We start from the raw sequence: 22,581 nt of genomic DNA, 5'->3' as shown, positions 1-22,581 counted from the left end.
ATTCACTGAATCTCTTTTGTCAAAACGACATTTTCCTTGTTTCCGTCATTCGACAGGCGGGAAATGAATACCTGAGGAGGTGTCCGATCATGCAACCGTTAACCGGACTTCGTTTGTTGAACTTGATCAGTTTTTTATTTGTCCTCTTGGCCCGTGTCGTCTGGTATGATGCACCGGCAGGAGAACGTCTCGCAATCATGCCGGCACCGTTCATTGATGCGATTTTTGGCGTTGTCTATACGACCTTATTGATTTGGTGTATTCGACCGGTTCAGGCTTACCCGGCCGACCGGACATTGATTTTTGATATGAGCGGGTGGTTCATGCTGACGATGATCGGATATGGTGCCAGCAGCATCATCGGTCCGCCATGGGAGCTTGTCTTGACGACGATTTCTTTTATTGCTTTATGCATCATTTATATGAAAATTCAGCATCACCCGAACCGTTCCCCCTGGATGCGCTCACCGTTTTCAGTCTTTCTCGCCTGGTCGAGCATTCAGATTTTAATTCTGCCCTTTCGGATTTTGCGGGACTTTCGATTTGACGATCTATTCGGATTGACGACGTCGGAATGGGTCACGGTGATGCTGATTCTTTTTGCGCTTGGAGCCGCATTCTTTATTTTCGTTCATACCGATTGGGTATTCGGACTCGTCATGATCTGGTATTACATTGGTCTGTTCTTTAATGGACGATTGACAGACTTTCAACAGGGCATCACGATCTTCAGTGTCATCATTGTGACTGTAGCGGTGATTATCGTCTTTCGGAAACGTGAAAAATTGTTTGCGGAAGAAAAAAGACCGGTTTCGTAAGAAAACAACAGTTGATGACGTTGCTTTTGGTTTTTTGGGGTATATCCCTTATAGAAGTATAAAAGGGGGAAATGACCAATGGGGAAAAAACAGTTGATCGGTACGTACGAAAATGAGACGGATTTAATTCGCCAGATTGAAGATCTGCATTTTGCAGGATATTTAGAAGAAGATTTATACGTCGTCCTGCAGGATAAAACCGATATGGCGATGTTACGGGGGCAATCGGCCGCACAACTCGTTGCCGGGAAACGGACATTGTTCGAACGCTTTACCGGAAAACCGGTAACGGACGAGGAAACACGTGCCGCTTTTGATTCACTTGGTTTAGCGGACGGAGAGGTCGACAAGCATGTGGCGAGCGTTAAAAACGGTGCCTATGTCCTGCTTGCGGACGAAGAAGGGGCGAAACGCCCGGCACCTGAGCCGAAGAGTATTTTAGAGAGTGAACCGGAAGGCATTGAGGCGGAGCGGAAGCTTGATCACGAGAACCGGGCACTTGAGAATGAAAACGATCGGATGTTGTAAACGTGCCTGAGTGGAAAGGGTGAACAACGATGGAGAGTCACTATCATACAATTTTAGTCGCGGTCGATGGATCAAAGACGGCAGACTTAGCTTTCGAAAAAGCCGTCCAGTTCGCAAAACTCGATCAAGCAAAGCTCGTTATCGCACATGTCATTGATATCCAAACCTTTGCCAACGTCCGTGCCAACCAACGATTCATCGATCAAAACGTTACGGAGTACGCACAGGAACTTCTTGATAAATATCAAAAACGGGCGATTGAAGAAGGCGTAGCAGAGGTCGAACTGGTCATTGAAAGCGGGTCACCTAAGACCTTGATTCCGAAAGTTATCGCACCGCGTGTCGGAGCGGGACTGATCGTTTGTGGAGCCGTCGGGATGAATGCGATGGAACGAATCATGATTGGGAGTGTCTCTGAAAACATCTCCCGTTACGCCAAATGTGACATCTATATCGTTCGCCCGAAAACACTCAAATAAGTGCCAAAAAGCTACTTCGATGGTTAATCGAGGCAGCTTTTTTTTGTTCATTCTTTCGACTTATGTCAATAAATAATAAAACACGCCTAGAATAATCAAGATGACGGGCAACAATACCAAGTACATCCAGGACATGTTTTTCGCCGTTTGGCTGTTGCTGTAAGTTTCTTCGTTCCGACTCTGTCCGACCATCATTGTAAAAATAAGTCCAAGTACACAGATCACGAGTGCAATCCAAAATAATGCGGTCATGTGTTAATCCCCCTTTGTGTAGGATGTATGCTCTTCCATCATAACGAAGATTGGAATTGTATGTCAGGATATTTTGTGACAGTTTGGAGTTGACGCTATCTGGTTTAGGGGCTAAACTACTGGTATGAGTTTAGGGGGTAAACTAATCATGAAGGAAAATCTTCGGGAAGCCGTTCAGTTATTTGAAGAAGTGATGATTCATGGGACAGAACGTGTCTTGAAATCAGTGGATTCACCGGTTTGGCGTCTCTACTCACCAGAACAACTGCATTTGTTGAAGCTAGTCGATAAATATGGACCAATCGCTTCCGGACGGATTGCCGTCATCCAAGGTGTTCACAAAAGTGCGATTTCAAATCGTCTGAAAAAGTTAAATGAACACGGCTTGGTCGAAGTCGAACGTTCGGAAGATGATCACCGGACAAAACGGATCATTTTGACGGAAGCGGGAAAAGAAGTCGTCGAGGCCTCGGATCAAGCGATTTATAGTTATTTGGAACAATTGATTGATGGCAAGGTCGATGATGACGAAATCAAACAATTCATCGAGACATTCCGGAAAGTCAAAGCCATTTTAAAGATTGAAGATTAATTTAGAAAAATAGACACAGAAGAGGTGGAACGGGAATGCGACAAATCGTCAAATGGCGTTGGCCGATCGTAATCGTCTTGTTGCTTGCGACAGTCGGATTATTTTTAGCAGCACCAAACTTATCGAAACAAGCAGAAGATGCAGGTGCCATTCAGCTCGCGAGTGATACAGATTCACAACGGGCAGCGGATATTTTAAAAGCAGCCGGTGCAAGTGAAGAAACGATTTCGCTGGTCATTCCATTAAAGGAAGCCGTTACGAAAGAAGACCGGACGGAAATCGGTCAAATCGTCAAAGATTTAGAGAAGCTGGATAAACCGGTGACAGGAGTCCTGAATCCGTTTGAGAGTAAGGAAACGGAAGGACAATTGATTTCAAAAGACAAAAAAACAGTTCTCGTTCCGATTACCGTTGATGGTACGCAAGAAGAAATCACGGCACTCGCTGAAGATATCCGAAGTGACCTCTTACCGGACGATCGGACGATTTATCTGACGGGTGAATCACTCATCAATGCCGATGTGAACAAAAGTTCACAAGAAGGATTGAAACGAACGGAATTAATCACAGTCGGTCTGATTTTTGGTCTGTTGTTGATTGTCTTCCGTTCGATCGTCACACCATTCGTTCCATTATTTGCGGTTGGTGTAACTTATTTAATGAGTCAATCATTTGTCGCCTTTTTCGTTGATTGGTTCGGATTCCCGGTCTCGAACTTCACGCAGATTTTCCTGGTAGCGATTCTCTTCGGGATCGGGACGGATTACTGTATCCTGCTTCTGAGCCGGTATAAAGAAGAATTGACTGCCGGACATGATGTCGAGACAGCCATCGTCAATACCTATAAAACAGCGGGACGGACCCTTCTCATCAGTGGTCTTGCCGTCCTCGTCGGCTTCTCGGCGATTGGTTTCGCTGATTTCCCGATCTTTAAATCGTCGGTCGCCGTTGCAGTCGGAATCGCGGTCTTGTTACTGGTTCTCTTTACACTCGTCCCGTTTTTCATGGCGACGTTAAAAGAGAAATTGTTCTGGCCGTCAAAAAATGCGGCAAGTCATCAGGACAGTCGTTTATGGGCCCGATACGGTGGTTTATCGATTCGTCGTCCATTGCTTGCGATGGCCATCGTCGCTGTCGTAACAATCCCGACCTTGTTCACATACGATGACGATCTATCGTTCAACACCGTCGATGAGATTGGTGCAAAGTATGAGACGGTTAAAGGATTAAATGCCATTTCAGACGGATTTGGTGCCGGTGAGTCGTTACCGGTCAATATTATTCTGAAGGACGACCAAAACATCGTGACTGAAAAAACGGTTCCGTATGCAGAACAGTTGAGCCGTGAACTGGTCAAACTCGATGGTGTCAAAGCTGTCCGGTCGATTTCGCGTCCGACAGGCGATGTCATTGACGATTTATATGTCGATCAACAATTGAAACAAGTTGCATCTGGTCTGACGGATGCAAAAGATGGACTTGGTAAAGTCGGTCAAGGTCTTCAGACTGTGGAAGACAATTTACAGAATATCAGTGGTCAGATTCCGGCCGGTGACCAGGCGTCAGCGGGTGCAGCACAATTGCAACAAGCTGCAGATGGTCTTGGTCAAATCAATCAGCAGTTGGCGCTTGTCGGCCAAGGATTGCAGTCAGCAGAAAACATTCCGCAAACTGTCGGAACATTGACAGCGTTATCCGGTCAATTGACACAAATTCAAACGGGAATCGCACAAGCGGCAACCGGAATTGAAACGCAAGGCGCACAAGCCGGTCAACTCGGTAGCGGATTAACCCAACTGGCTGATGGTGTCGGATCTGCTAATAATGGTCTTGGTAAAATCGAAGACGGTTTGAAAGAAGCAGCCGATTTCCTAAAAGAGATGGGCAACTCCAAAACGATTCGCGGTACCGGGATGTTCATTCCAAAAGACACCTTATCGAGTAAAGACTTCGAGCCTGTCATCGACCGCTATACGATTGATGACAAAACCGGTCTGAAATTCGAAGTCATCCTGGACAATGATCCGTATTCACCGGAGGCAATCGAAACGGTCGCTGCCATCAAGAAAACGACAGCGAGTACACTGAAAGATACACCGCTTGAACAGGCACAAGTTGCGTATGGCGGTATCTCGAGCATCAACAGTGATTTAAATGATACGTCAAAAGCCGATTTCTCACGGACTGTCGTCATCATGATCATCAGTTTGTTTATCGTCCTTGCGATTATGTTCCGCTCATTGATCATGCCGTTGTTTATGATCGGTTCGCTTCTGTTGACGTACTATACGTCGGTATCGATTGCTGAACTGATTTTCGTCAATGGTCTCGGTTATGACGGCATCAGCTGGGCCGTTCCATTTTTCGGATTCGTCATGCTCGTTGCCTTAGGAATCGATTATTCGATCTTCCTGCTCGACCGGTTCCGGGAAGAAACGATTAATGGACTCGAGACAAATGAAGCGATGTATGTCTCGATGAAGAAAATGGGCTCCGTCATCATTACGGCTGCCATCATCCTTGCCGGAACATTTGGTGCGATGATGCCGTCGGGTGTTCTGAGTCTGGTTCAAATTGCGACGATCGTTATCACAGGTCTGCTCCTGTACGGATTGATTGTCTTACCGCTCCTGATTCCAGCGATCACGGTATCGTTCGGAAAAGGTGTCTGGTGGCCGTTCCGTCAAAAGCAAAATAAGAAGTAAGTTGATTCGACTGGTCCATCCGGACATCATCCGGATGGACTTTTTCGTTATACTACAAACAGGAGGCGATCAAGATGCAACAGTTTAAACAATTAACGAGCCGGATTTGGTATCAAACGCCCGTCAGTGAAACGGATCGGCCAATCGTTGCCGTCATTACGGGCGACGAGCGGAGTCTTGTGATTGATACCGGTAACTCCAGTCAGCACGCGACACTCTTTTTGGACGAGATAGAGAAACACGGGTTGAGACGGCCGGATCTCGTCGCATTGACCCACTGGCACTGGGATCATATTTTCGGTATGAAGCAGATGGCTGTACCGACGATTGCGACCAAACGGACCGTCGACGAGATGCGGAAGATGATGGACTATGACTGGTCGGACGAGGCGCTTGCGGAGCGGATCCAACAGGGGATTGAAATTCCGTTTTGTGCCGATGCGATCAAACTCGAGTTCGGGAAGGACCGGGAGATTGAAGTCATCTTGCCGACGATTCGTTTCTCGGGAGAACTTGAAATCGACCTTGGAGGCGTGACGTGTCTGTTACGGCAGGTCGAGAATGACCACTCACCAGGGAGTGCTCTTGTCTATATTCCGGAAGAACGGGTTTTATTTTTAGGAGATGCGATGTATGCCGACATCTTTTCTGCCAAGTGGAACTATACGGTGGGGCAGACGACCCGGTTACTGGATGTCATCGCCGAGTACGACGCTGACTATTATGTCTGGTCGCACGGCGAAGCGATGTCGAAGGGCGCGTTTGAGAAAGAGGTACACGTCTTACGCCAAATCATTGAAGTGACGCAACGAGCAGCAGGGCATCTACCGGAGATGCAGCGGCTGTACCGTGAGCTGGTCGGACGGGAACTGACGACAGACGAAGAAGAAACACTCGTATTTTTTGCAAATGGTGCGAAAAAATAATTAAAACAGCAGGTGCTGAACAGATCATTCGAGAATTCCTTATGTATAAGATAGAAAAAAATGGATTTTAGCAAAGGAGTTCTCGTAATGGATCGTAAGCCTGAAGATCGGAATGAAACGGCCAATCGTGTGTTTTTTGGAACAGCTAATATTTTCACGGTCCTTGTAGTGATTGGCTTTGCCTTATATCTGCTGTATCAATTTTTTGTGAAATGACGGATCATCCTGTAGCCCAGGGTGATTTTTTTCGTTTTAGGGGAGTGCAACGGAACCAGATATTGGGTAATTCAATACAAAGGACAAAATGAACTTTACGAAAAGGAGGCACTTCCCCATGAAACGCATCCAGATTGCCGACTTTGACCGTCGTATGCCGCCGCTTGAATTACGTGAAATGGACGATTATTATGAAACGATGTTTGTTCCCGACTATGATGAGGTGTATCAGTCAAACGAGATCCGAACGATTCAACTGGCTGATATTTATGTTAATTTAGCGATGACAAAAAGTGAGGTCCGGCTCGTTTCGGCTTTGTTTTTAAAACCGGTCGAGGTAGCAGATATCGTATCGTGGATGCAACTGTACACGATTAGTTTTGCGATCTCTGACGCATCCGGTTACTACGTGGAACAGGCGGATGAAATTTTAGAAATTGTGTTGTATCAAGGGAATCCAATCGTCATTGCAACCAGAGGAACAGACCGGTTGTATTATGACACCGAAGGAGCAATCGAGATGCGGCGGGAATCGAGTGAAGTGATGGGGAAAAAGCCATTGCTGTATTTGAACGGTGAGGCATGGTATGGCGTGCCGCGACTTGAATTTAATCCGAATCAAGATGAACTGCATGTCAACGGAACGTTTTTATTTGCCGACTATATGGATGTTTATCAGGGACGGGTCGGTTTTTTCCGGAACACCGATCCAGCATTACCGATTGTGCTGTTGGTCGGAGAAGCCATCATCGAAATGGAACTGACCGAAAATGCAGACGGAAGTCGTGTCTTAGTCATTGAACAGCCGTATGATGAAGCGTGACTAAAAACAGGATGAGGTCGTGTGAATTCACCGAGCGTTTTCGGAAAAGTTAAATCGCAACGAATCTTTGGGTAACCATGAAATCCCTTACAAAATATGCGAGAATAGATATAGAGACAAGAATGGAAGGGATGCGGGACGAACATGGTTAAAGAGATGCCACGAAATTCAAAGTGGATGCGTTCCTACAATCGGGCACTTGTATTACGTTTGATTCGGATGTATCAACCGATTTCACGAGTGGAACTGGCACAACAAACAAAACTGACGAAACCGACCGTTTCGAACATCGTCGGAGAACTGATTGCGGATCAACTCGTGACAGAGCGTGAACTCGGTGTTTCAAACGGTGGACGAAAGCCGATTCTGCTCGAACTCGTGGCGAAAGAACAATATGTCATCGGGATTGATGCGACAAGTCACCGCTTCATCGGAGTCATCGCGGATTTAAGCGGAAATACGATTCACGAAGTGGAAACGATGGGTAAATTTGATACAAACGAAGAATTAATGCAGGCTGTCGTTCTGTTGTGTGAAGAACTGATTGAGGCGACGGAGCAGGTCGGAACGATTCACGGCATCGGAATATCCGTTCACGGGATGGTCAATCCGGAGACCGGAGTGATTTTATTTGCCCCTCGTTTTCATCTCCATGATGTGGCATTAAAGGAACATTTGGAAAATCGGTTTGCGTACCCTGTTTTTATCGAAAACGATGTCCGGGCTCTCGCTTCATTCGAATTGTTATTCGGAGAAGGCGTCGGGGTCGACCAATTTTTCTATCTGTATGCCGGAGAAGGAATCGGAGGGGCGTATGTCCTGGACGGGAAGCTGATTGACGGCGAAAATCACATTACAGGTGAGGTCGGGCATATGCGACTTGATTTGGATGGCCCGATTTGCTCCTGCGGGAATCGGGGATGTCTCGAAGCATTGGCTGGGGAAAAAGCGTTGTTGCGTGATTTTGAAGCCATTGACCCGCAAGTCAAGACACTGGCGGAACTGAGAAAACGTCTGACGGACGGGGATCCGTACGCGAAAGCCGCGTACCACCGGGCGGGTGAATACATCGGAATCGGTGTCCTGAATACGATTCATCTGATCAATCCGAAGCGGATTTTACTTGGAGGACCGATGTTTGAACTGGCTCCTTCCATCGTCGATCAAATCAAAGAACGGGTCGAACACACGGCCTTGACGACGGCTTCACGTGAAACCGATGTTAAGATGGTTCCCTGGAGTGAAAAACAAGGGGCACTCAGTGCAGCGGCACTCGCAACAAACAGTATTTTTCAAACCATTTAAAATGCAGCTTGCTGGGTTACGGTGTTTTCACCGGATCCGGCAAGCTTTTTTTGTGAAAAGAACGAAGAAAAAATATTTTTTGAAACCGTTTACAAAACAAAACAGCATGTGCTATAGTTTTCTTAAAGTTAGATAATAAATTTAATTTACTAAGTTTTCATCAACCAGTGGAGGTGGATGCAGACCGGCAGGGACCGGTTAAGCTGAAACAGAAAGAAGGGGGCGTCGCGCAGATGGAAACAGAGGATTTATGGGTTTCCTACCGTGAAGCTTTCGGGCGTTACGGAGCAATCCGTGGCTTTTACGTGAACCGTTTGACAGGAGATATGACGGAACAACAGCCGGGAGATAAGCGGTCTGCAGATCAAGACGGCGTTCTCGTTCGGCCACGACAAGATGGAGTCTTTCAATTTCGAATGTCGTCCGTACAAGGGGTACTGACGATTCGATCTTCAGAACTTCATCTTCGAAAAAATGAGAACGGATACATTGAATTACGGGTGTTGATGCAACACATGCGCACAGCCGGTTGTTTGACGCTCGGTGGAGAATTTTATCTGTTCGTGACACCGGAAGTGGACACGTTAGACTACCGTCTGCGACTGATTGCACGAGTCTTGATTCAACTCCAACGGATGCCGATTGGCATGGAAGTCATCGAACAATGGTGTCAACACGCACAGCTTGAAGGGCAACAGCTTAGAAAGTACGCTTGACCACTCACATACAAAGGGGATCACTCACATGAAATTCAAAAAAACCAAAGTACTCGCAGCTGCATCAGTTCTGACATTATCGGCATTACTTGCCGCTTGTGGTGGCGAAGATGAAAAACAGGCGACAACAAAAGACGGAAAAACCGTCATTTCCTGGTGGGGTTGGGCACCTCAGCCTGAAGCCGGTAAGGAAGTCGTCGATGCCTTCAACAAATCACAAGACAAATATGTCGTCGAGTTCAAACGTTACAGCGAAGACTATGAAAAACAACTTCAAGTCGCGATGTTATCTGGTAAGGGACCAGACATCATCGGTCTGAAAGAACCAATGATCCAGCAGTACAAAGACCGTGTCGTGCCAGTCGATTCTTACATGGATAAAGCAGCCGGCAAAGGATGGAAAGACAAATTCGTCGAGCTCGGCATCGATCAAACGACGATTGACGGTAAACAATATGCGGTCCCAATCGGCTTTACGGGTCAAGCCTACTTGATGTACAACAAAACGATGCTTGATAAATACGGTGTCACACCACCGAAGAACTACAAAGAAACAGTCGACGCTGTCAAAAAGATCAAAGCGTCGGGCGATAAAGTCATTCCATTGATGCTTGGAGCAAAAGATGCGTGGATCGATATCGATGTCTACAACGTTTTAAGCCACCAGGTCGCACCGGGTTACATTCAAAAAGTCTTGTCCGGCGAAGCGAAATGGACAGACGACGAGATGGTCAAGACAGCTCAAGTTTGGCAGGATCTCTTCAAAGATAAAGTCTTCCAAGAAGGAGCACTCGGACTTGCGACATACAATGACGGGATGAACCAGTTCTTCGATAAAAAAGCAGCGATGTGGGTTATCGGTTCATGGGAAGCTCACTCGATGACGACAGCTGAGAAAAAAGACAAATGGAAAATCAAAGATGAGCTTGGCTTCACACCGCTTCCAAACCTTGCAGGTGGAACAGAACAACCAATCATCGCATCAATCGATATGGCGCTTGCCGTCAATAAAGAATCAAAACAACAAGAAGGTGCAGCTGAGTTTGTTGCCTTCATGAGCCAAGGTGAAGGACAGGAAGTCTACATGGGTGAGTTCGAAATGGCACCTGGAATCAAGGATGTCAAAATTGATTCAGATGCAGCCTTCACATCTGAAGGGGAAAAAGAGTCATACAAAATGCTGAACGAAACACTTTCTAAAGCTGTAGCAAGCCGTGGTATCCGTGATACAAAACTTAACGATATCCTCGGTAAGGAACTTCAAAACATCGCGACGGGTCAAAATCCGAAAGAAGCACTCCAACGTGTTCAGGATGCAGCCGATCAATCGAAAAAATAAGAACGATACAGTGAAGTGGTGCGCTCTGCGTGCCACTTCCTGATTTTTAAAGATCAAGAAAGTGGGGAAATCGTTATGCAGACAGAGCAACAAGAATTGCCGATCAAACCAAAAGCCGAGCCGCTGAAACCGGCACCCCGTTCAAATGTTCCGAAAAAGAAAAGAAAAGGAAAAATGAAACAAAACATGGTCGGTTGGGCGTTCGTCGGACCCATCGTCCTGTTTGTCGTCGCGTTTATCTATTACGGGATTTTCTATAACGCCTATAACTCCTTCTTCTCATGGGACGGCATTTCATTTGATAAAGTCTTCGTCGGGTTTGAAAACTACGCGGAAATGTTCCGGGATCCGGATTTCTACCTCTCGCTTAAAAATACGTTCATCTTCACGATCTTAACCGTTACGATTCAAGCCTTTATCGGTCTTGTTCTCGCGTATTTCCTGCACACACAGGGACCGTTACGGACCGCCATGAAATCGGTTTTCTTCTTCCCGGTTGTCCTGAGTCCGGTCGTCCTTGGTGCCGCATTCTCACAAATTTACGACTTCCAATTCGGTTACATCAACGAATTCCTCCGGGCGATTGGTCTCGGCAGCTTAGAACAAAACTGGCTTGGTGATCCGGATATCGCGTTGTACTCGGTCATTGCCATCAACATCTTCCAGTGGACCGGTTCATCGATGGTCATGTACTACATGGCGATGCTGACGATTGAAAAAGAAATCTTTGAAGCCGCTAAAATCGATGGTGCCGGATTCTTCCGGACGCTTTGGAGCATCGTCTTCCCGAACTTAAAAGGAACGACGTTCACGTTATCGATTCTCGGTGTAATCGGTGGTCTGAAGACGTTTGACCTGGTCTGGATCACAACAGCCGGCGGGCCCGGTTCTTCAACAGAATTCATCTCGACGTACCTGTTCCGTAAATCAATGCTGCAACAAGAAGTCGGCTTTTCAAGTGCTGTTGCCATCATCTTGCTGACAATCGCTTTACTGATTACGTACATCCAGTTACGTGTTCAAAAGAAAATGGATAACTAAGGAGGAACGTCCCATGAATGTAGAATCTAAAAAAAGCCGTTGGGTCATCAACCTCGTCCTGATGCTTGCTTCGATCGTCTGGCTGTTCCCGATCTTCGTCATGTTCAAGGAGAGCTTACGTGTCAACGGATTTGAAAACTATATCGCAACGCTGCAAAACCCGAATTTCCCGACATTCGTCTTTAACAGTTTCTTCGTCGCTTTCTTCATGATCATCATTTCGATCACGATTCTTGCGTTTGCCGCATTCGCGTTCTCGAAACTCGAATTCGCCGGAAAACGTCTGTTGTTCAACATGGTACTTGCCGGTCTGATGTTACCGGTCGCTTCCATGATCGTTCCGTTGTTCTTCACATTACGGTCGTTTGACGGTCTGAATAACCACTGGGGCTTGATCGGGGCGGAAGTCGCGTTCTTCCTGCCGTTCGGTCTGATGCTGATTAAAGGATATTTTGACGAGTTGCCAAACGAATTAATGGAAGCCGCATACATTGACGGCGCGACGATTCTTGAAGTCTTCTTTAAAGTCATGTTGCCGCTTGCGAAACCGGCACTGGCAACAGCGTTAATCTATGCGTTCCTCAACTCGTGGAATGAGTATTTGATGGTCTTGACGTTCATGACGGATCCGGCTTATCAAACGGTCACGATGGCACCAAGCTTCTTCAAAGATGCGCTCGGCGGTGATCCGGGGAAAATCTATGCGTCACTCGTATTAATCAGTTTACCGACAATGGTCTTCTATATCTTCTTCCAACGTTTCTTCCAAAAAGGAATGACGGCAGGTGCAGTAAAATAATTTGTTTTGAGTCAGGGGGAGCACAATGTATTTAGGCGTCGATTATTACCCGGAACAAACTCCACGTACGTTATGGGAGGAAGACTTCCGATTGATGAAAGAACTTGGTGTCAACGTCGTTCGGTTGGCGGAATTTGCCTGGACGATGATGGAGCCGGAAGAAGGAGTTTACGATTTCCGGTTTTGGGACGATATTATCGAACGCTTGAGTGTCGCCGGTTTTGACATCGTCCTCGGGACACCGACCGCAACACCACCGGCGTGGATGTGTCACAAGTATCCGGAGATTCTTCCGGCAGACGAGCATGGTGTGACCATCAGCTTTGGAGCCCGTCGCCACTATACAGTTCACAGCGAGACGTATCAACAGTTTTCGGTTGCCATCACGACTGAGATGGCGAAACGGTACGGGAAACATACGCGTGTGATCGGTTGGCAGACTGACAACGAATACGGCCATGAAAAATCAGATCGTTCATACAGCGACGTCGACCGGGCTGCTTTCCAGATTTGGCTCAAAAACCGTTACGGCACGCTCGATGCGTTAAATGAAACATGGGGAACCGTCTTCTGGAGTCAGACCTACACGGCGTGGGAGCAGATCCCGGTGCCGCGGAAAGTCTATCAGGAACATAACCCGTCATTACTCGTCGACTTCGATCGCTTCTGTGCCGACGGTTACAACCATTACAACAAACTGCAGGTCGATGCACTCCGGGAACACATTCATCCGGATGCGTTCATTACACATAACCTCGTGTACAGTGATATGGCCGTCAATCAACAACAGATGGCACAGGATCTCGATTACGTTGCTTTTGATAACTATCCGGTCTGGGGCGGTTTGCCGGAACCGAACCGTTTCGAGAAAATGGCGAGCGATCATGATCTCTGCCGCTCTTCGAAACAAGGAAAAGGATTTTGGGTGATGGAGCAACTCAGTGGAGCGCAGGGCTGGAGTAAAATCGGTTACCTGCCGCGCCCCGGTCATATCCGTTTGTGGACGTATCAGGCGGTCGCACGCGGTGCGGAAGCCATCGTCTACTTCCGCTTCCGGGCAGCATTGTTCGGAACGGAAGAGTTTTGCCACGGGATCATCGATCACGATGGAAAACCGAAGCGTAAATTCAACGAAGTCAAACAAATCATGACCGAACTGAATACGTTTGGTGACGAAATCAACGCAAGCAACTATCAAGCGGAAGTCGGCGTCTATTTTGATCAGGAGAACGTCTGGGCCTGGACCCATCAGCCGCACAGTGATGCGTTTGATTTCCGGACCGAGTTCGTCCGTTTCTACGGCGGTGCCGTCCGGCGTCAAGCGTCGACGGATATCGTCTTCCCGGGTGACCGGCTCGATCAATACAAACTGATCATCGTTCCACTCTATTTTTTAACGAACCCGACATTTGACCAATCACTGATTGATTACATGGAGCAGGGCGGACACGTCATCTTCACGTACCGGACCGGCGTCAAGGACCCGCATAACAATGTCTTGCCTTTAACGTTACCAGGCAAGTTCGCACCGTATGCAGGAATCGAAATCGATGAGTACGAATCGTTGCAAGCCGTGCAGGAAAACCGGGTGGAAGGCATTGGTGCCTTTGAAGGCCAAGGTTCACCGGCCCGGCTCTGGTGTGATTTGATTACACCGACGACCGCTGAACCGCTTGCTGTCTACCGCGATACGTTTTATGACGGAGTCGCTGCCGTGACACGGAATGTCTATAAAGGAACAATCACGTACATTGGTGCATCGATTGATGATGCGATGATCGATACGATTTACCGGCAAGCGTTTCTTGATGCCGGCGTTCAGATGTTTGAAGCACCGGATCAAGTCGAGGTCGTCCGCCGTCACGGGGAAACACGTGATTTCGTCTTCTTCATGAACCATGATACAAAAGCAAGCCGGGACGTGGTGCTCGATGCTTCCTATAAAGAGTTGAATACGAACGAGACATATAGTGGAACAGTGACACTCGCCCCACTCGAGACGCTGATTCTGACAACGTAAGGAGGAGAACGACCATGGCCATTCTTGAACTGCCGAATCAGCGGTTCGTCCTCGAAGGACAACATGTCGCGCATGTCGTGACGATCGGACAGCACGGCAAGGTGTTGCATACGTATTTTGGAGCACGTCTGCCGTATCCATCCGACTATGAAGCATTACCGAATCCGGTTCTTGCGCATAGCTCATTTGAATCACCGGATGGTGTCGCGGTTTACGACTTCATTCCATTTGGTGAGATGGTCTACACAGAACCGACTTTGAAATCAGAACGGGAGGACGGACAACGAATCAGTCAGTTCGTGTTTGAACGCGCCGAGCAATCCGACAGTGGATTGACGTTATGGTTGTTTGATTCGTTACAAGAACTCCGGGTCGGCATCAAATATGACGTGTACGAAGCGTACGATATGATCGGACGGTCCCTCGTGATTGAGAATACTGGAACACAATCAATCCGGTTGACGACAGCCCAATCCTTTGCGATGGGAATTCTGCAACGGCCGAACTTGAACGTGCACCACTTCGCCGGGACATGGACCGGTGAATTCCAAAAACAGGTGACGCCACTAACGTCGGGACGTAAGACGATTGACAGCCGCCGGGGTGTGACGAGTCATCAGGCGAATCCCTGGTTTGCACTTGAACAAGGGGCGACCGAATCAACCGGTGAAGTCATTTACGGACATTTTGCCTATTCCGGTAACTGGTCGATGCACTTCGAACAGGATGCCTTTGGATTTGTTCAACTATCGGGCGGGATGAATGAATTTGATTTCAGTTGGAAACTCGAAGCCGGTCAACAGATGACGACACCGGACTTTTATATCGGATACGCGGCAGACGGCTTTGCCGGGATGAGTGCCCGGGCGCATGATTTCCAGCGTGACGTCATCATGCCGGAATCAGACCGGAACAAGGTCCGGCCCGTCCTCTATAATTCCTGGGAAGCGACCTATTTTGACGTGACGGAACACGGACAACGGGCGCTCGTCGATCAAGCGGCCGCAATCGGCTGCGAACTGTTCGTCGTTGATGACGGCTGGTTCGGTGAACGAAACTCCGATCAGGCCGGTCTCGGTGACTGGATCGTGAATCCGGAAAAATTCCCAAACGGTTTAACACCGTTGATCGAGTACGTGAAACAACAAAACATGCAGTTTGGCTTGTGGGTGGAACCGGAAATGGTTAATCCCGATTCAAATCTTTACCGGACACATCCGGACTGGATTTACCATAGTCCCGGTGCACGCCGGACGACATCGCGCAATCAGTTTGTTCTGAACCTTGGTTTACCGCAAGTCGAACAATTCGTGTTCGAGATGATGGATGAGTTGCTTGAGACACACGCGATTGATTACATCAAATGGGACATGAACCGCGCTTTTTCAGAACCGGGTCTAAAAGACGCTACACCAGCAGCGCAGCAAGAATTATGGAAGCGTCATGTCGATGCATTGTACCGGATCTTTGACGAGTTGCGGACACGTCACCCGAAAGTGGATTTTGAAGCCTGTGCCGGAGGCGGCGGACGGATTGATCTTGGGATTCTCAAACGGACGGAACAGGTCTGGACGAGTGATAACACGGATCCACTGGACCGTTTGACGATCCAACATGATTTTTCGTTTGCCTATAATGCGAAAATGATGAGTTGTTGGGTGACGGATGGTCCAAACTGGCTGAACGGCCGGAACTTACCGCTTGCGACCCGCTTCGTCTCATCGATGCAAGGAACACTTGGCATCGGCGGCAACTTAAGCGAATGGACAGCTGAAGAGTTAAAGGAAGCAACCGAGTGGATTGCGACGTATAAAACAATTCGGGAAACCGTTCAATTCGGACGTCAGTACCGATTGTCGGCAGACCACGTGGCTGCTTCCCTCATGCAATATACGTCAAACGATCAAACGGTTGTCCTGGCAGTAGCACCGATGCGTCAGCACGGCTCAAACCAGTACCACTTCCGTCTGCACGGACTTGAGAAAACAGGTGTGTATCAGGTCGACGGGCGTCAGCTCAGCGGTGCGTACTTGATGCAACAAGGATTGACAATCACCTATACGACAGATTATGAAGCTTGTTGTCTACACATTCAGCCGGTTCACCGCAGCATCCCTACATCAGAGTCAAAGGAGCCGATCGCATGACAGACCAGACATTAGAACATATTTTTGAACAACAATTCGGTCAACCGTCGACCCACCGCTTTTTTGCGCCGGGGCGGATCAATTTGATCGGAGAACATACAGACTACAACGGTGGACATGTCTTTCCATGTGCCTTGACGCTCGGGACTCATGCGGTCGCCCGCAAGCGGGATGATGCGGTGTTCCGGTTTTATTCGCTGAACTTTGAAGCCGACGGCATCATCGAAGTCGCAGGTGATGACTTAACGCATCGATCTGCCGATGGCTGGGCCAACTATGCCAAAGGGATGATTCATATATTACGGGAAGCCGGTTACCGGATTGATACAGGATGCGACATCTTGATCAAAGGTGATATCCCGAATGGTGCCGGACTGTCTTCGTCCGCTTCGCTTGAACTGGTCATCGGTGTTTTGCTCGATAAACTGTACAATCTGAATGTTAATCGGATCGAACTCGTCAAATATGGTCAGCAGGTCGAAAACCAGTACATCGGTGTCAACAGCGGCATCATGGATCAATTTGCAATCGGGATGGGCAAAGCGGGATCCGGTCTGTTACTTGATTGTGAGACGCTTGACTATACGTATGCCCCACTTGATTTGTCCGGTTATACGATCATCATCATGAATACAAATAAGCGCCGTGAGCTGGCGGATTCGAAATACAACGAGCGCCGCTCGGAATGTGAAGCGGCACTGACGTATCTGCAACAGTACCGACCGTATGCGTCACTCGGCCAATGGTCGATGGATGAATTCGAAACAGTGTCTTTTGAGGACGAACGATTACAACGCCGGGCGCGTCACGCGATTTCTGAAAACGAGCGGACGTTGCAGGCGCTCGATGCGCTAAAAGAAGAGAGACTCGAAGCATTCGGTCAACTGATGAATGCCTCACATCATTCTTTGCGAGTGGATTACGAAGTGACGGGGAAAGAACTGGATACATTGGTCGAAGCAGCTTGGGCGCAACCGGGAGTCCTTGGCGCCCGAATGACGGGTGCCGGTTTTGGTGGTTGTGCGATTGCCATCGTTAAAGCCGAAACGGTCGATACATTCATGACGGCAGTCGGTCAAGCATACGAGACCGCAATCGGTTATCCGGCATCGTTCTACACGGCAACGGTTGGTGATGGAGCACGAGAAGTCGAACAGGAGGTCATCTAAATGGCAGTACTCGTAGTAGGTGGAGCAGGATATATCGGATCACATGCAGTTTATCAACTGGTGGATGCCGGACAGGAAGTTGTCGTCATCGATCATTTAAAATCCGGTCACCGGGAAGCCGTTCATCCGGAAGCCCGTTTTTACGAAGGGGATATCCGGGATCGTGCCTTCCTTGATACGGTGTTTGAGACGGAAACAATCGATCAGGTCGTCCATTTCGCCGCCTTCTCGTTAGTCGGTGAATCGATGGAGCATCCGCTCGCCTACTTCGACAACAACGTTTACGGCACACAAGTATTGCTCGAAGCCATGATGGCACATGACGTGAAGCAAATCGTCTTCTCGTCGACAGCTGCCACATACGGGGAACAGGAACAGATGCCGATTCTTGAGACGGCCACGACAAATCCGACGAATGCTTACGGTGAAACGAAGCTGATGATGGAGAAGATGATGCGTTGGTGTGAAACGGCATATGGTCTGAACTATGTCGCACTCCGCTACTTTAATGTTGCAGGAGCACGCGCGACGGGTGAAATCGGGGAAGACCATACACCGGAAACCCACCTTGTCCCGCTCGTTCTCGAAGTTGCAAACAATCAACGTCCGGTGATTTCGATTTACGGCGATGATTATGCGACGGAGGACGGGACATGTATCCGTGACTATATCCATGTCGAGGATTTAATCAATGCCCATCTGCTTGCGCTTGAGTATTTAAAACAGGGCAATCCGAGTGATGTCTTTAATCTTGGCTCAAGCCGCGGTTTTTCAGTCCGGGAAATCATTGAAGCCGCACGCCGCGTGACGGGACATGCGATTCCGGAACAAGTCGTCGCAAGACGTGCCGGCGATCCAAGTACGTTGATTGCCGGATCGGATAAGGCGAAAACAGTCTTAGGCTGGAAGCCAAGCCGGACGGACATCGAAACGATCATTCAAGATGCGTGGCGCTGGCATGAACAACGTCCGAAAGGCTACAAGACACCGGTACGATAAAGAGAGAATGGATTTAGGGGAGTGAAGGCGATGAACGAACTCATCAAACAATTAGTAGAGCAGGCAATCCGTCACCAGTTAATTCAATCGGAAGACGCGGTGTATGCACGAAACCGATTATTGGCGTTGCTGGGCGAAGCAGCTTACACGGATCCGGGTACTGTCGACACCGCGTCGATTCCCGACATCTTGGATGCGATGATTGAACAACAGATTGCTGCCGGACAATTGGCAGCACGTCTTGACGAGAAAGAACGGTTGGCAGCGGAACTGATGGATGTGTTCGTCGATCGTCCGTCGACCATCACTTCGACCTTCCGTCGGTTGTATGCGGAAAGTCCGCAACAGGCGACCGATTACTTCTATCAACTCAGTCAAGCGAACAACTATATTCAAACAAAACGAATCGCTAAGAATATTCAATACCAGGCGGATACGGTGTATGGTGAAATCGATATTACGATCAATCTCTCGAAACCGGAAAAAGATCCGCGTGAAATTGCGGCGGCGCAGACGGAAATCGTTGATTCGAGCTATCCGACGTGTCTTCTATGTGTTGAAAACGTCGGTTATGCCGGCCGCATCAATCATCCGGCCCGAGCCAACCACCGGATTGTTCCGCTTTCCCTTGAAGGCGAAGCGTGGGCTTTGCAATACTCCCCATACGTCTATTACAACGAACACAGCATCATCTTGTCGCAGGAGCACCGGGACATGGTGATTAACCGTCAAGCGTTTGCGCGGTTGCTTGAATTCGTTGCTCAGTTTCCGCATTATTTTGCCGGGTCGAATGCCGACTTGCCGATCGTCGGCGGTTCGATTTTGACGCATGACCATTATCAGGGTGGTCGTTATGAATTTGCGATGGACCGGGCACAGGCGTTGCACGAGTTTGTTTTACCGGATCATCCGGACGTCACCGGCGAAACGCTGCACTGGCCGCTGACGGTCGTGCGCTTGAGCAGTTCCGATGCGTCGGCCTTGCTCGATGCAGCAGACGAGGTGTATCAGACTTGGTTGACATACGAAGATGCCGAGCATGAGATCATTGCGGCGACGGACGGTGTCCGCCATAACACGGTGACACCGATTGCCCGGATGCGCGGAGAACGATTTGAACTGGATTTGGTTTTGCGCAATAACCGGACGTCGGCGGAACATCCGGACGGCATTTTCCATACGCATGCGGATATTCACCATATTAAACGCGAGAACATCGGTTTGATTGAAGTGATGGGACTCGCTGTTCTGCCGGCCCGTCTGCTCAGTGAACTGAAAGAAGTCGAACAATTCATCACCGGCACAAGCCAAGTCGCTCCGTCGCACCAAGCTTGGGCGGAAGAACTGAAGGCAACCTATGCCGGACAAGACGTATCAGACTATGTCCGCCAGGCTGTCGCAGCAAAATTCGTTCGCGGTCTCGAAGACTGTGGTGTCTTCAAGCAGACAGAGCACGGACAAGCCGGACTCGGGCGGTTTCTTGAGACAGTCAGCCGCCAAGTGGCAGGTGATCGACGATGAGTGAGCACACAAAATCACTTCCGGAAATCGATTTCGTGCGGCACACGTTGACGCAACCTGGGATTGAAGTTGAGATTTGGAACTACGGCGGCATCATCAACGATATTCGTGTTGCAGACCGGGACGGTGTGAGGGAAAGTGTTGTCCTTGGACTGGAGACCGTCGAAGAGTATCAAAACCATTCCCCGTACTTTGGAGCGATTGTCGGCCGGGTCGCCGGACGCATCGGCCAAGCGCGGATGGAAGTCGAGGGCACCGTTTATCCGTTGGCAGCCAATGACGGAGAGCACCATCTTCATGGCGGGATTCACGGATTTGATCAAGCACTGTTTGAAGTCATGGAGATGACGGAAACGCAGCTCCATTTACGGCACGTCAGTCCGGATGGAGCGGAAGGTTATCCCGGTACTGTCACGCTGGATGCGATTTATCAACTCGACGGTCTGGCGTTGACGTTGACGATGGAAGCGACGACGGACCAAACAACACCGTTGAACTTGACGAACCATACGTACTGGAACCTGTCGGGGAACTTACGTCGGGATATTCTGGATCATCGTTTGCAAGTACCGAGTGACACGTACCTGCCCGTCGGAGAGGATCTGTTGCCGATCGGAGAGGTTCGTGACGTGACCGGAACACCCCTTGATTTTCGTACCGGACGTTCGATCCGCAGTGGTGCGGAGTCCGGGCATCCGGAAACAACGGCAGCCGGCAACGGGTATGACCATCCGTTCGTCTTGTCGGGACAAGCGATTCGACTGGAAGACCGGGAAAGCGGCCGTTTTCTGGAAGTGACGACCGATCAGCCGGTCGTTGTCCTCTACACCGGTACACAACTCGAAACAAACTATACGATTCGCGGTGTCGCTTCACGTCCGTCACTCGGTCTGTGTCTTGAGACACAGGTCCATCCGAATGCCGTCAAAGAGGCATCTTTCCCGGACGTGTTAGTACGACCGGGCGAGACATACCGCTGGGAAACGACATATCGCTTCGGGACAGATGGTTCGTAAAGGACGGACAGATGGATTTCAGGCAACATGGGGACCAGTCAAACAAGAACCGTGTGTAGCGAGTAATTCTTTTTTTACGAGATAAGGGTGGCAGATTATCATTCTGCCACCCTTATCTTTGTAGAGACTGACTTTTGAGTCAGCCTCTTGTTTGTTTATCAGCGATTTTTGAACCCGCTTATCAGAACTAATTATTCCGGAGCATCAAGCAGGGAACGACCGTCGGATTAGAGAAAGGGATGGGACACGAAGAGGAGGAGAGAATATGCGTTACCCAGCGACACCTTGCATTACCTTGAATGGCACAGCGGCAGAGGCCATTGCGTATTATGACCGGACATTGGGGTTAAAACCACGCCGCATCTTATCGGAAACAAATGCGCTAGGTCAACAGGAAATCTTTCATGCCCATTTGGCGAATGATGCTTTTGAATTGATGCTGTGGGACGTCTCGTCAGCGCTTCCGGCGGCTTCGCACATCCTGCTGCTGCTGTCATTTGAGACGACCGAAGAAATTTCAGCCGCCTACGCGGCACTGGCAGAAGACGGTCAGATCATGGAAGCGTTGGGCGTGCCGAGTTTCGGTGGGTTATATGCTCAAGTGACGGATCCTTTTGGGGTCACTTTCGTTTTGGAGTACTCCGAAAACGGACGCGAATCAGCCGGTTAACTGTTCCAATGCTAATAGTTGCCGCTTCATATTCAATCCACCCCAGTAGCCGGTCAAACCACCTTTTTTGCCGATGATTCGATGACAGGGGACGACGATCAAGACACGATTCTTGCCGATTGCCGTACCGACGGCGCGTGTCGCATTCGGTCGGTAAATCCGTTCCGCGATATCCGAATAGGTCGCCGTCACGCCATATGGCACGTGACGTAAGGCGTTCCAGACCTCCAGTTGAAAAGGGGTTCCGATCAAGTGCAGCGGAAACGAAAAATGGGTCCGTGTGCCGTTTAAGTATTCCATCAACTGTTCCTGATACGGTTGCATCATCCGGGTGTCTTCGATGAGATCCGCACGCGGCAACTGTTTCCGAGCCCAGTCGGGAAACAGGTCAGCCGGTTCGTTTAAGGCGCCGACGTAACACAGTCCATCCGTCGTCGCAGCAATCGGGAATGATGTACCGTTCCAGTTCAGCATCGTAAAGTACAAGTCCATCGTTGTCC

The 22,581-nt window shown here is 49.0% G+C and carries 22 protein-coding genes; 20 read left to right on the top strand and 2 right to left on the bottom strand.

All coding sequences use genetic code 11. The annotated features are described in order from the left end of the window. The first annotated feature begins 89 nt into the window (after positions 1-89). The 3 genes from P402_RS0114770 (at position 90) to P402_RS0114760 (ending at position 1,825) form a co-directional block, all read left to right on the top strand. The gene (locus P402_RS0114770) at positions 90-818 is read left to right on the top strand and encodes a hypothetical protein (protein WP_026829390.1); all 729 of its coding nucleotides are present in this window, start codon (positions 90-92) and stop codon (positions 816-818) included. A gap of 78 nt (positions 819-896) precedes the next feature. Continuing rightward, complete coding sequence (locus P402_RS0114765) at positions 897-1,346, top strand: general stress protein (protein ID WP_026829389.1); 450 nt, start codon at positions 897-899, stop codon at positions 1,344-1,346. 29 nt (positions 1,347-1,375) lie between these two features. Continuing rightward, a complete protein-coding gene (locus P402_RS0114760) occupies positions 1,376-1,825 on the top strand; it encodes a universal stress protein (protein ID WP_026829388.1) in 450 nt (149 codons plus the stop codon). A gap of 60 nt (positions 1,826-1,885) precedes the next feature. On the opposite strand, the gene P402_RS0114755 is transcribed toward P402_RS0114760, so the two are convergent. After that, positions 1,886-2,077, bottom strand: coding sequence for a hypothetical protein (locus P402_RS0114755; RefSeq protein ID WP_026829387.1), 192 nt, complete (start codon positions 2,075-2,077; stop codon positions 1,886-1,888). Positions 2,078-2,225: 148 nt separating this feature from the next. On the opposite strand from P402_RS0114755, the gene P402_RS0114750 reads away from it, so the two are divergent. The 17 genes from P402_RS0114750 (at position 2,226) to P402_RS16760 (ending at position 22,081) form a co-directional block, all read left to right on the top strand. Then, positions 2,226-2,669, top strand: a complete 444-nt coding sequence (locus P402_RS0114750; protein ID WP_026829386.1) for a MarR family winged helix-turn-helix transcriptional regulator — start codon at positions 2,226-2,228, stop codon at positions 2,667-2,669. Positions 2,670-2,704: 35 nt separating this feature from the next. Beyond that, complete coding sequence (locus P402_RS0114745; RefSeq protein ID WP_026829385.1) at positions 2,705-5,374, top strand: MMPL family transporter; 2,670 nt, start codon at positions 2,705-2,707, stop codon at positions 5,372-5,374. 74 nt (positions 5,375-5,448) lie between these two features. After that, on the top strand, positions 5,449-6,300 hold the full coding sequence (locus P402_RS0114740; RefSeq protein ID WP_026829384.1) for an MBL fold metallo-hydrolase: 852 nt from the start codon (positions 5,449-5,451) through the stop codon (positions 6,298-6,300). Between the two features lie 87 nt (positions 6,301-6,387). After that, on the top strand, positions 6,388-6,516 hold the full coding sequence (locus P402_RS17220; protein WP_268745046.1) for a hypothetical protein: 129 nt from the start codon (positions 6,388-6,390) through the stop codon (positions 6,514-6,516). Positions 6,517-6,634: 118 nt separating this feature from the next. Beyond that, positions 6,635-7,339 carry a hypothetical protein gene (locus P402_RS0114730; protein WP_026829383.1) on the top strand — a complete coding sequence of 235 codons (705 nt, stop codon included), beginning with the start codon at positions 6,635-6,637 and terminating at the stop codon, positions 7,337-7,339. 156 nt (positions 7,340-7,495) lie between these two features. After that, complete coding sequence (locus tag P402_RS0114725) at positions 7,496-8,644, top strand: ROK family transcriptional regulator (RefSeq protein WP_235188890.1); 1,149 nt, start codon at positions 7,496-7,498, stop codon at positions 8,642-8,644. Between the two features lie 233 nt (positions 8,645-8,877). Then, positions 8,878-9,360 (top strand): hypothetical protein, encoded by a 483-nt coding sequence (locus P402_RS0114720; protein ID WP_026829381.1) that lies wholly within the window; start codon positions 8,878-8,880, stop codon positions 9,358-9,360. A gap of 28 nt (positions 9,361-9,388) precedes the next feature. Then, a complete protein-coding gene (locus tag P402_RS0114715; protein WP_026829380.1) occupies positions 9,389-10,699 on the top strand; it encodes an ABC transporter substrate-binding protein in 1,311 nt (436 codons plus the stop codon). Positions 10,700-10,774: 75 nt separating this feature from the next. Then, complete coding sequence (locus P402_RS0114710) at positions 10,775-11,740, top strand: carbohydrate ABC transporter permease (protein ID WP_026829379.1); 966 nt, start codon at positions 10,775-10,777, stop codon at positions 11,738-11,740. Positions 11,741-11,753: 13 nt separating this feature from the next. After that, positions 11,754-12,539 carry a carbohydrate ABC transporter permease gene (locus P402_RS0114705; protein ID WP_026829378.1) on the top strand — a complete coding sequence of 262 codons (786 nt, stop codon included), beginning with the start codon at positions 11,754-11,756 and terminating at the stop codon, positions 12,537-12,539. 25 nt (positions 12,540-12,564) lie between these two features. Beyond that, entirely contained in the window at positions 12,565-14,559 is a 1,995-nt protein-coding gene (locus tag P402_RS0114700; RefSeq protein WP_026829377.1) for a beta-galactosidase, read from the top strand. A gap of 14 nt (positions 14,560-14,573) precedes the next feature. Then, positions 14,574-16,706, top strand: coding sequence for an alpha-galactosidase (locus P402_RS0114695; RefSeq protein WP_026829376.1), 2,133 nt, complete (start codon positions 14,574-14,576; stop codon positions 16,704-16,706). Beyond that, positions 16,703-17,875: a galactokinase gene (locus P402_RS0114690; RefSeq protein WP_026829375.1), complete on the top strand. Its 1,173-nt coding sequence runs from the start codon at positions 16,703-16,705 to the stop codon at positions 17,873-17,875. Before P402_RS0114695 ends, P402_RS0114690 begins: the two co-directional genes overlap by 4 nt. Next, a complete protein-coding gene (galE, locus tag P402_RS0114685) occupies positions 17,876-18,874 on the top strand; it encodes a UDP-glucose 4-epimerase GalE (protein ID WP_026829374.1) in 999 nt (332 codons plus the stop codon). It abuts the gene before it with no gap. A gap of 30 nt (positions 18,875-18,904) precedes the next feature. Continuing rightward, entirely contained in the window at positions 18,905-20,395 is a 1,491-nt protein-coding gene (locus P402_RS0114680) for a UDP-glucose--hexose-1-phosphate uridylyltransferase (protein ID WP_026829373.1), read from the top strand. Further along, a complete protein-coding gene (locus tag P402_RS0114675; RefSeq protein ID WP_026829372.1) occupies positions 20,392-21,411 on the top strand; it encodes an aldose epimerase family protein in 1,020 nt (339 codons plus the stop codon). The genes P402_RS0114680 and P402_RS0114675 overlap by 4 nt, the downstream gene beginning before the upstream one ends. Before the next feature lie 265 nt (positions 21,412-21,676). Further along, a complete protein-coding gene (locus P402_RS16760; protein WP_051525173.1) occupies positions 21,677-22,081 on the top strand; it encodes a VOC family protein in 405 nt (134 codons plus the stop codon). Here the strand turns inward: P402_RS16760 and P402_RS0114665 are convergent. Further along, a complete protein-coding gene (locus P402_RS0114665; protein ID WP_026829371.1) occupies positions 22,070-22,573 on the bottom strand; it encodes a methylated-DNA--[protein]-cysteine S-methyltransferase in 504 nt (167 codons plus the stop codon). The two genes, P402_RS16760 and P402_RS0114665, sit on opposite strands and share 12 nt — an antisense overlap. Positions 22,574-22,581: the final 8 nt, after the last annotated feature.

It is taken from the genome of Exiguobacterium sibiricum 7-3, from assembly GCF_000620865.1.
In the GTDB taxonomy this organism is placed as follows: Bacteria; Bacillota; Bacilli; order Exiguobacteriales; family Exiguobacteriaceae; genus Exiguobacterium_A; species Exiguobacterium_A sibiricum_A.
This window is presented reverse-complemented; position numbering and strand designations above follow the sequence as displayed.

Bases quoted from the DNA above. Each gene is read 5' to 3' on its own strand.
- P402_RS0114665 (WP_026829371.1), bottom strand. From the start codon at position 22,573: ATGGACTTGTACTTTACGATGCTGAACTGGAACGGTACATCATTCCCG.
- P402_RS0114715 (WP_026829380.1), top strand. From the start codon at position 9,389: ATGAAATTCAAAAAAACCAAAGTACTCGCAGCTGCATCAGTTCTGACA.
- P402_RS0114695 (WP_026829376.1), top strand. From the start codon at position 14,574: ATGGCCATTCTTGAACTGCCGAATCAGCGGTTCGTCCTCGAAGGACAA.
- P402_RS0114745 (WP_026829385.1), top strand. From the start codon at position 2,705: ATGCGACAAATCGTCAAATGGCGTTGGCCGATCGTAATCGTCTTGTTG.
- P402_RS0114675 (WP_026829372.1), top strand. From the start codon at position 20,392: ATGAGTGAGCACACAAAATCACTTCCGGAAATCGATTTCGTGCGGCAC.
- P402_RS0114765 (WP_026829389.1), top strand. From the start codon at position 897: ATGGGGAAAAAACAGTTGATCGGTACGTACGAAAATGAGACGGATTTA.
- P402_RS0114720 (WP_026829381.1), top strand. From the start codon at position 8,878: ATGGAAACAGAGGATTTATGGGTTTCCTACCGTGAAGCTTTCGGGCGT.
- P402_RS0114760 (WP_026829388.1), top strand. From the start codon at position 1,376: ATGGAGAGTCACTATCATACAATTTTAGTCGCGGTCGATGGATCAAAG.
- P402_RS0114705 (WP_026829378.1), top strand. From the start codon at position 11,754: ATGAATGTAGAATCTAAAAAAAGCCGTTGGGTCATCAACCTCGTCCTG.
- galE (WP_026829374.1), top strand. From the start codon at position 17,876: ATGGCAGTACTCGTAGTAGGTGGAGCAGGATATATCGGATCACATGCA.
- P402_RS0114710 (WP_026829379.1), top strand. From the start codon at position 10,775: ATGCAGACAGAGCAACAAGAATTGCCGATCAAACCAAAAGCCGAGCCG.
- P402_RS0114680 (WP_026829373.1), top strand. From the start codon at position 18,905: ATGAACGAACTCATCAAACAATTAGTAGAGCAGGCAATCCGTCACCAG.
- P402_RS0114740 (WP_026829384.1), top strand. From the start codon at position 5,449: ATGCAACAGTTTAAACAATTAACGAGCCGGATTTGGTATCAAACGCCC.
- P402_RS0114770 (WP_026829390.1), top strand. From the start codon at position 90: ATGCAACCGTTAACCGGACTTCGTTTGTTGAACTTGATCAGTTTTTTA.
- P402_RS0114730 (WP_026829383.1), top strand. From the start codon at position 6,635: ATGAAACGCATCCAGATTGCCGACTTTGACCGTCGTATGCCGCCGCTT.
- P402_RS17220 (WP_268745046.1), top strand. From the start codon at position 6,388: ATGGATCGTAAGCCTGAAGATCGGAATGAAACGGCCAATCGTGTGTTT.
- P402_RS0114755 (WP_026829387.1), bottom strand. From the start codon at position 2,077: ATGACCGCATTATTTTGGATTGCACTCGTGATCTGTGTACTTGGACTT.
- P402_RS0114725 (WP_235188890.1), top strand. From the start codon at position 7,496: ATGCCACGAAATTCAAAGTGGATGCGTTCCTACAATCGGGCACTTGTA.
- P402_RS0114750 (WP_026829386.1), top strand. From the start codon at position 2,226: ATGAAGGAAAATCTTCGGGAAGCCGTTCAGTTATTTGAAGAAGTGATG.
- P402_RS0114700 (WP_026829377.1), top strand. From the start codon at position 12,565: ATGTATTTAGGCGTCGATTATTACCCGGAACAAACTCCACGTACGTTA.
- P402_RS0114690 (WP_026829375.1), top strand. From the start codon at position 16,703: ATGACAGACCAGACATTAGAACATATTTTTGAACAACAATTCGGTCAA.
- P402_RS16760 (WP_051525173.1), top strand. From the start codon at position 21,677: ATGCGTTACCCAGCGACACCTTGCATTACCTTGAATGGCACAGCGGCA.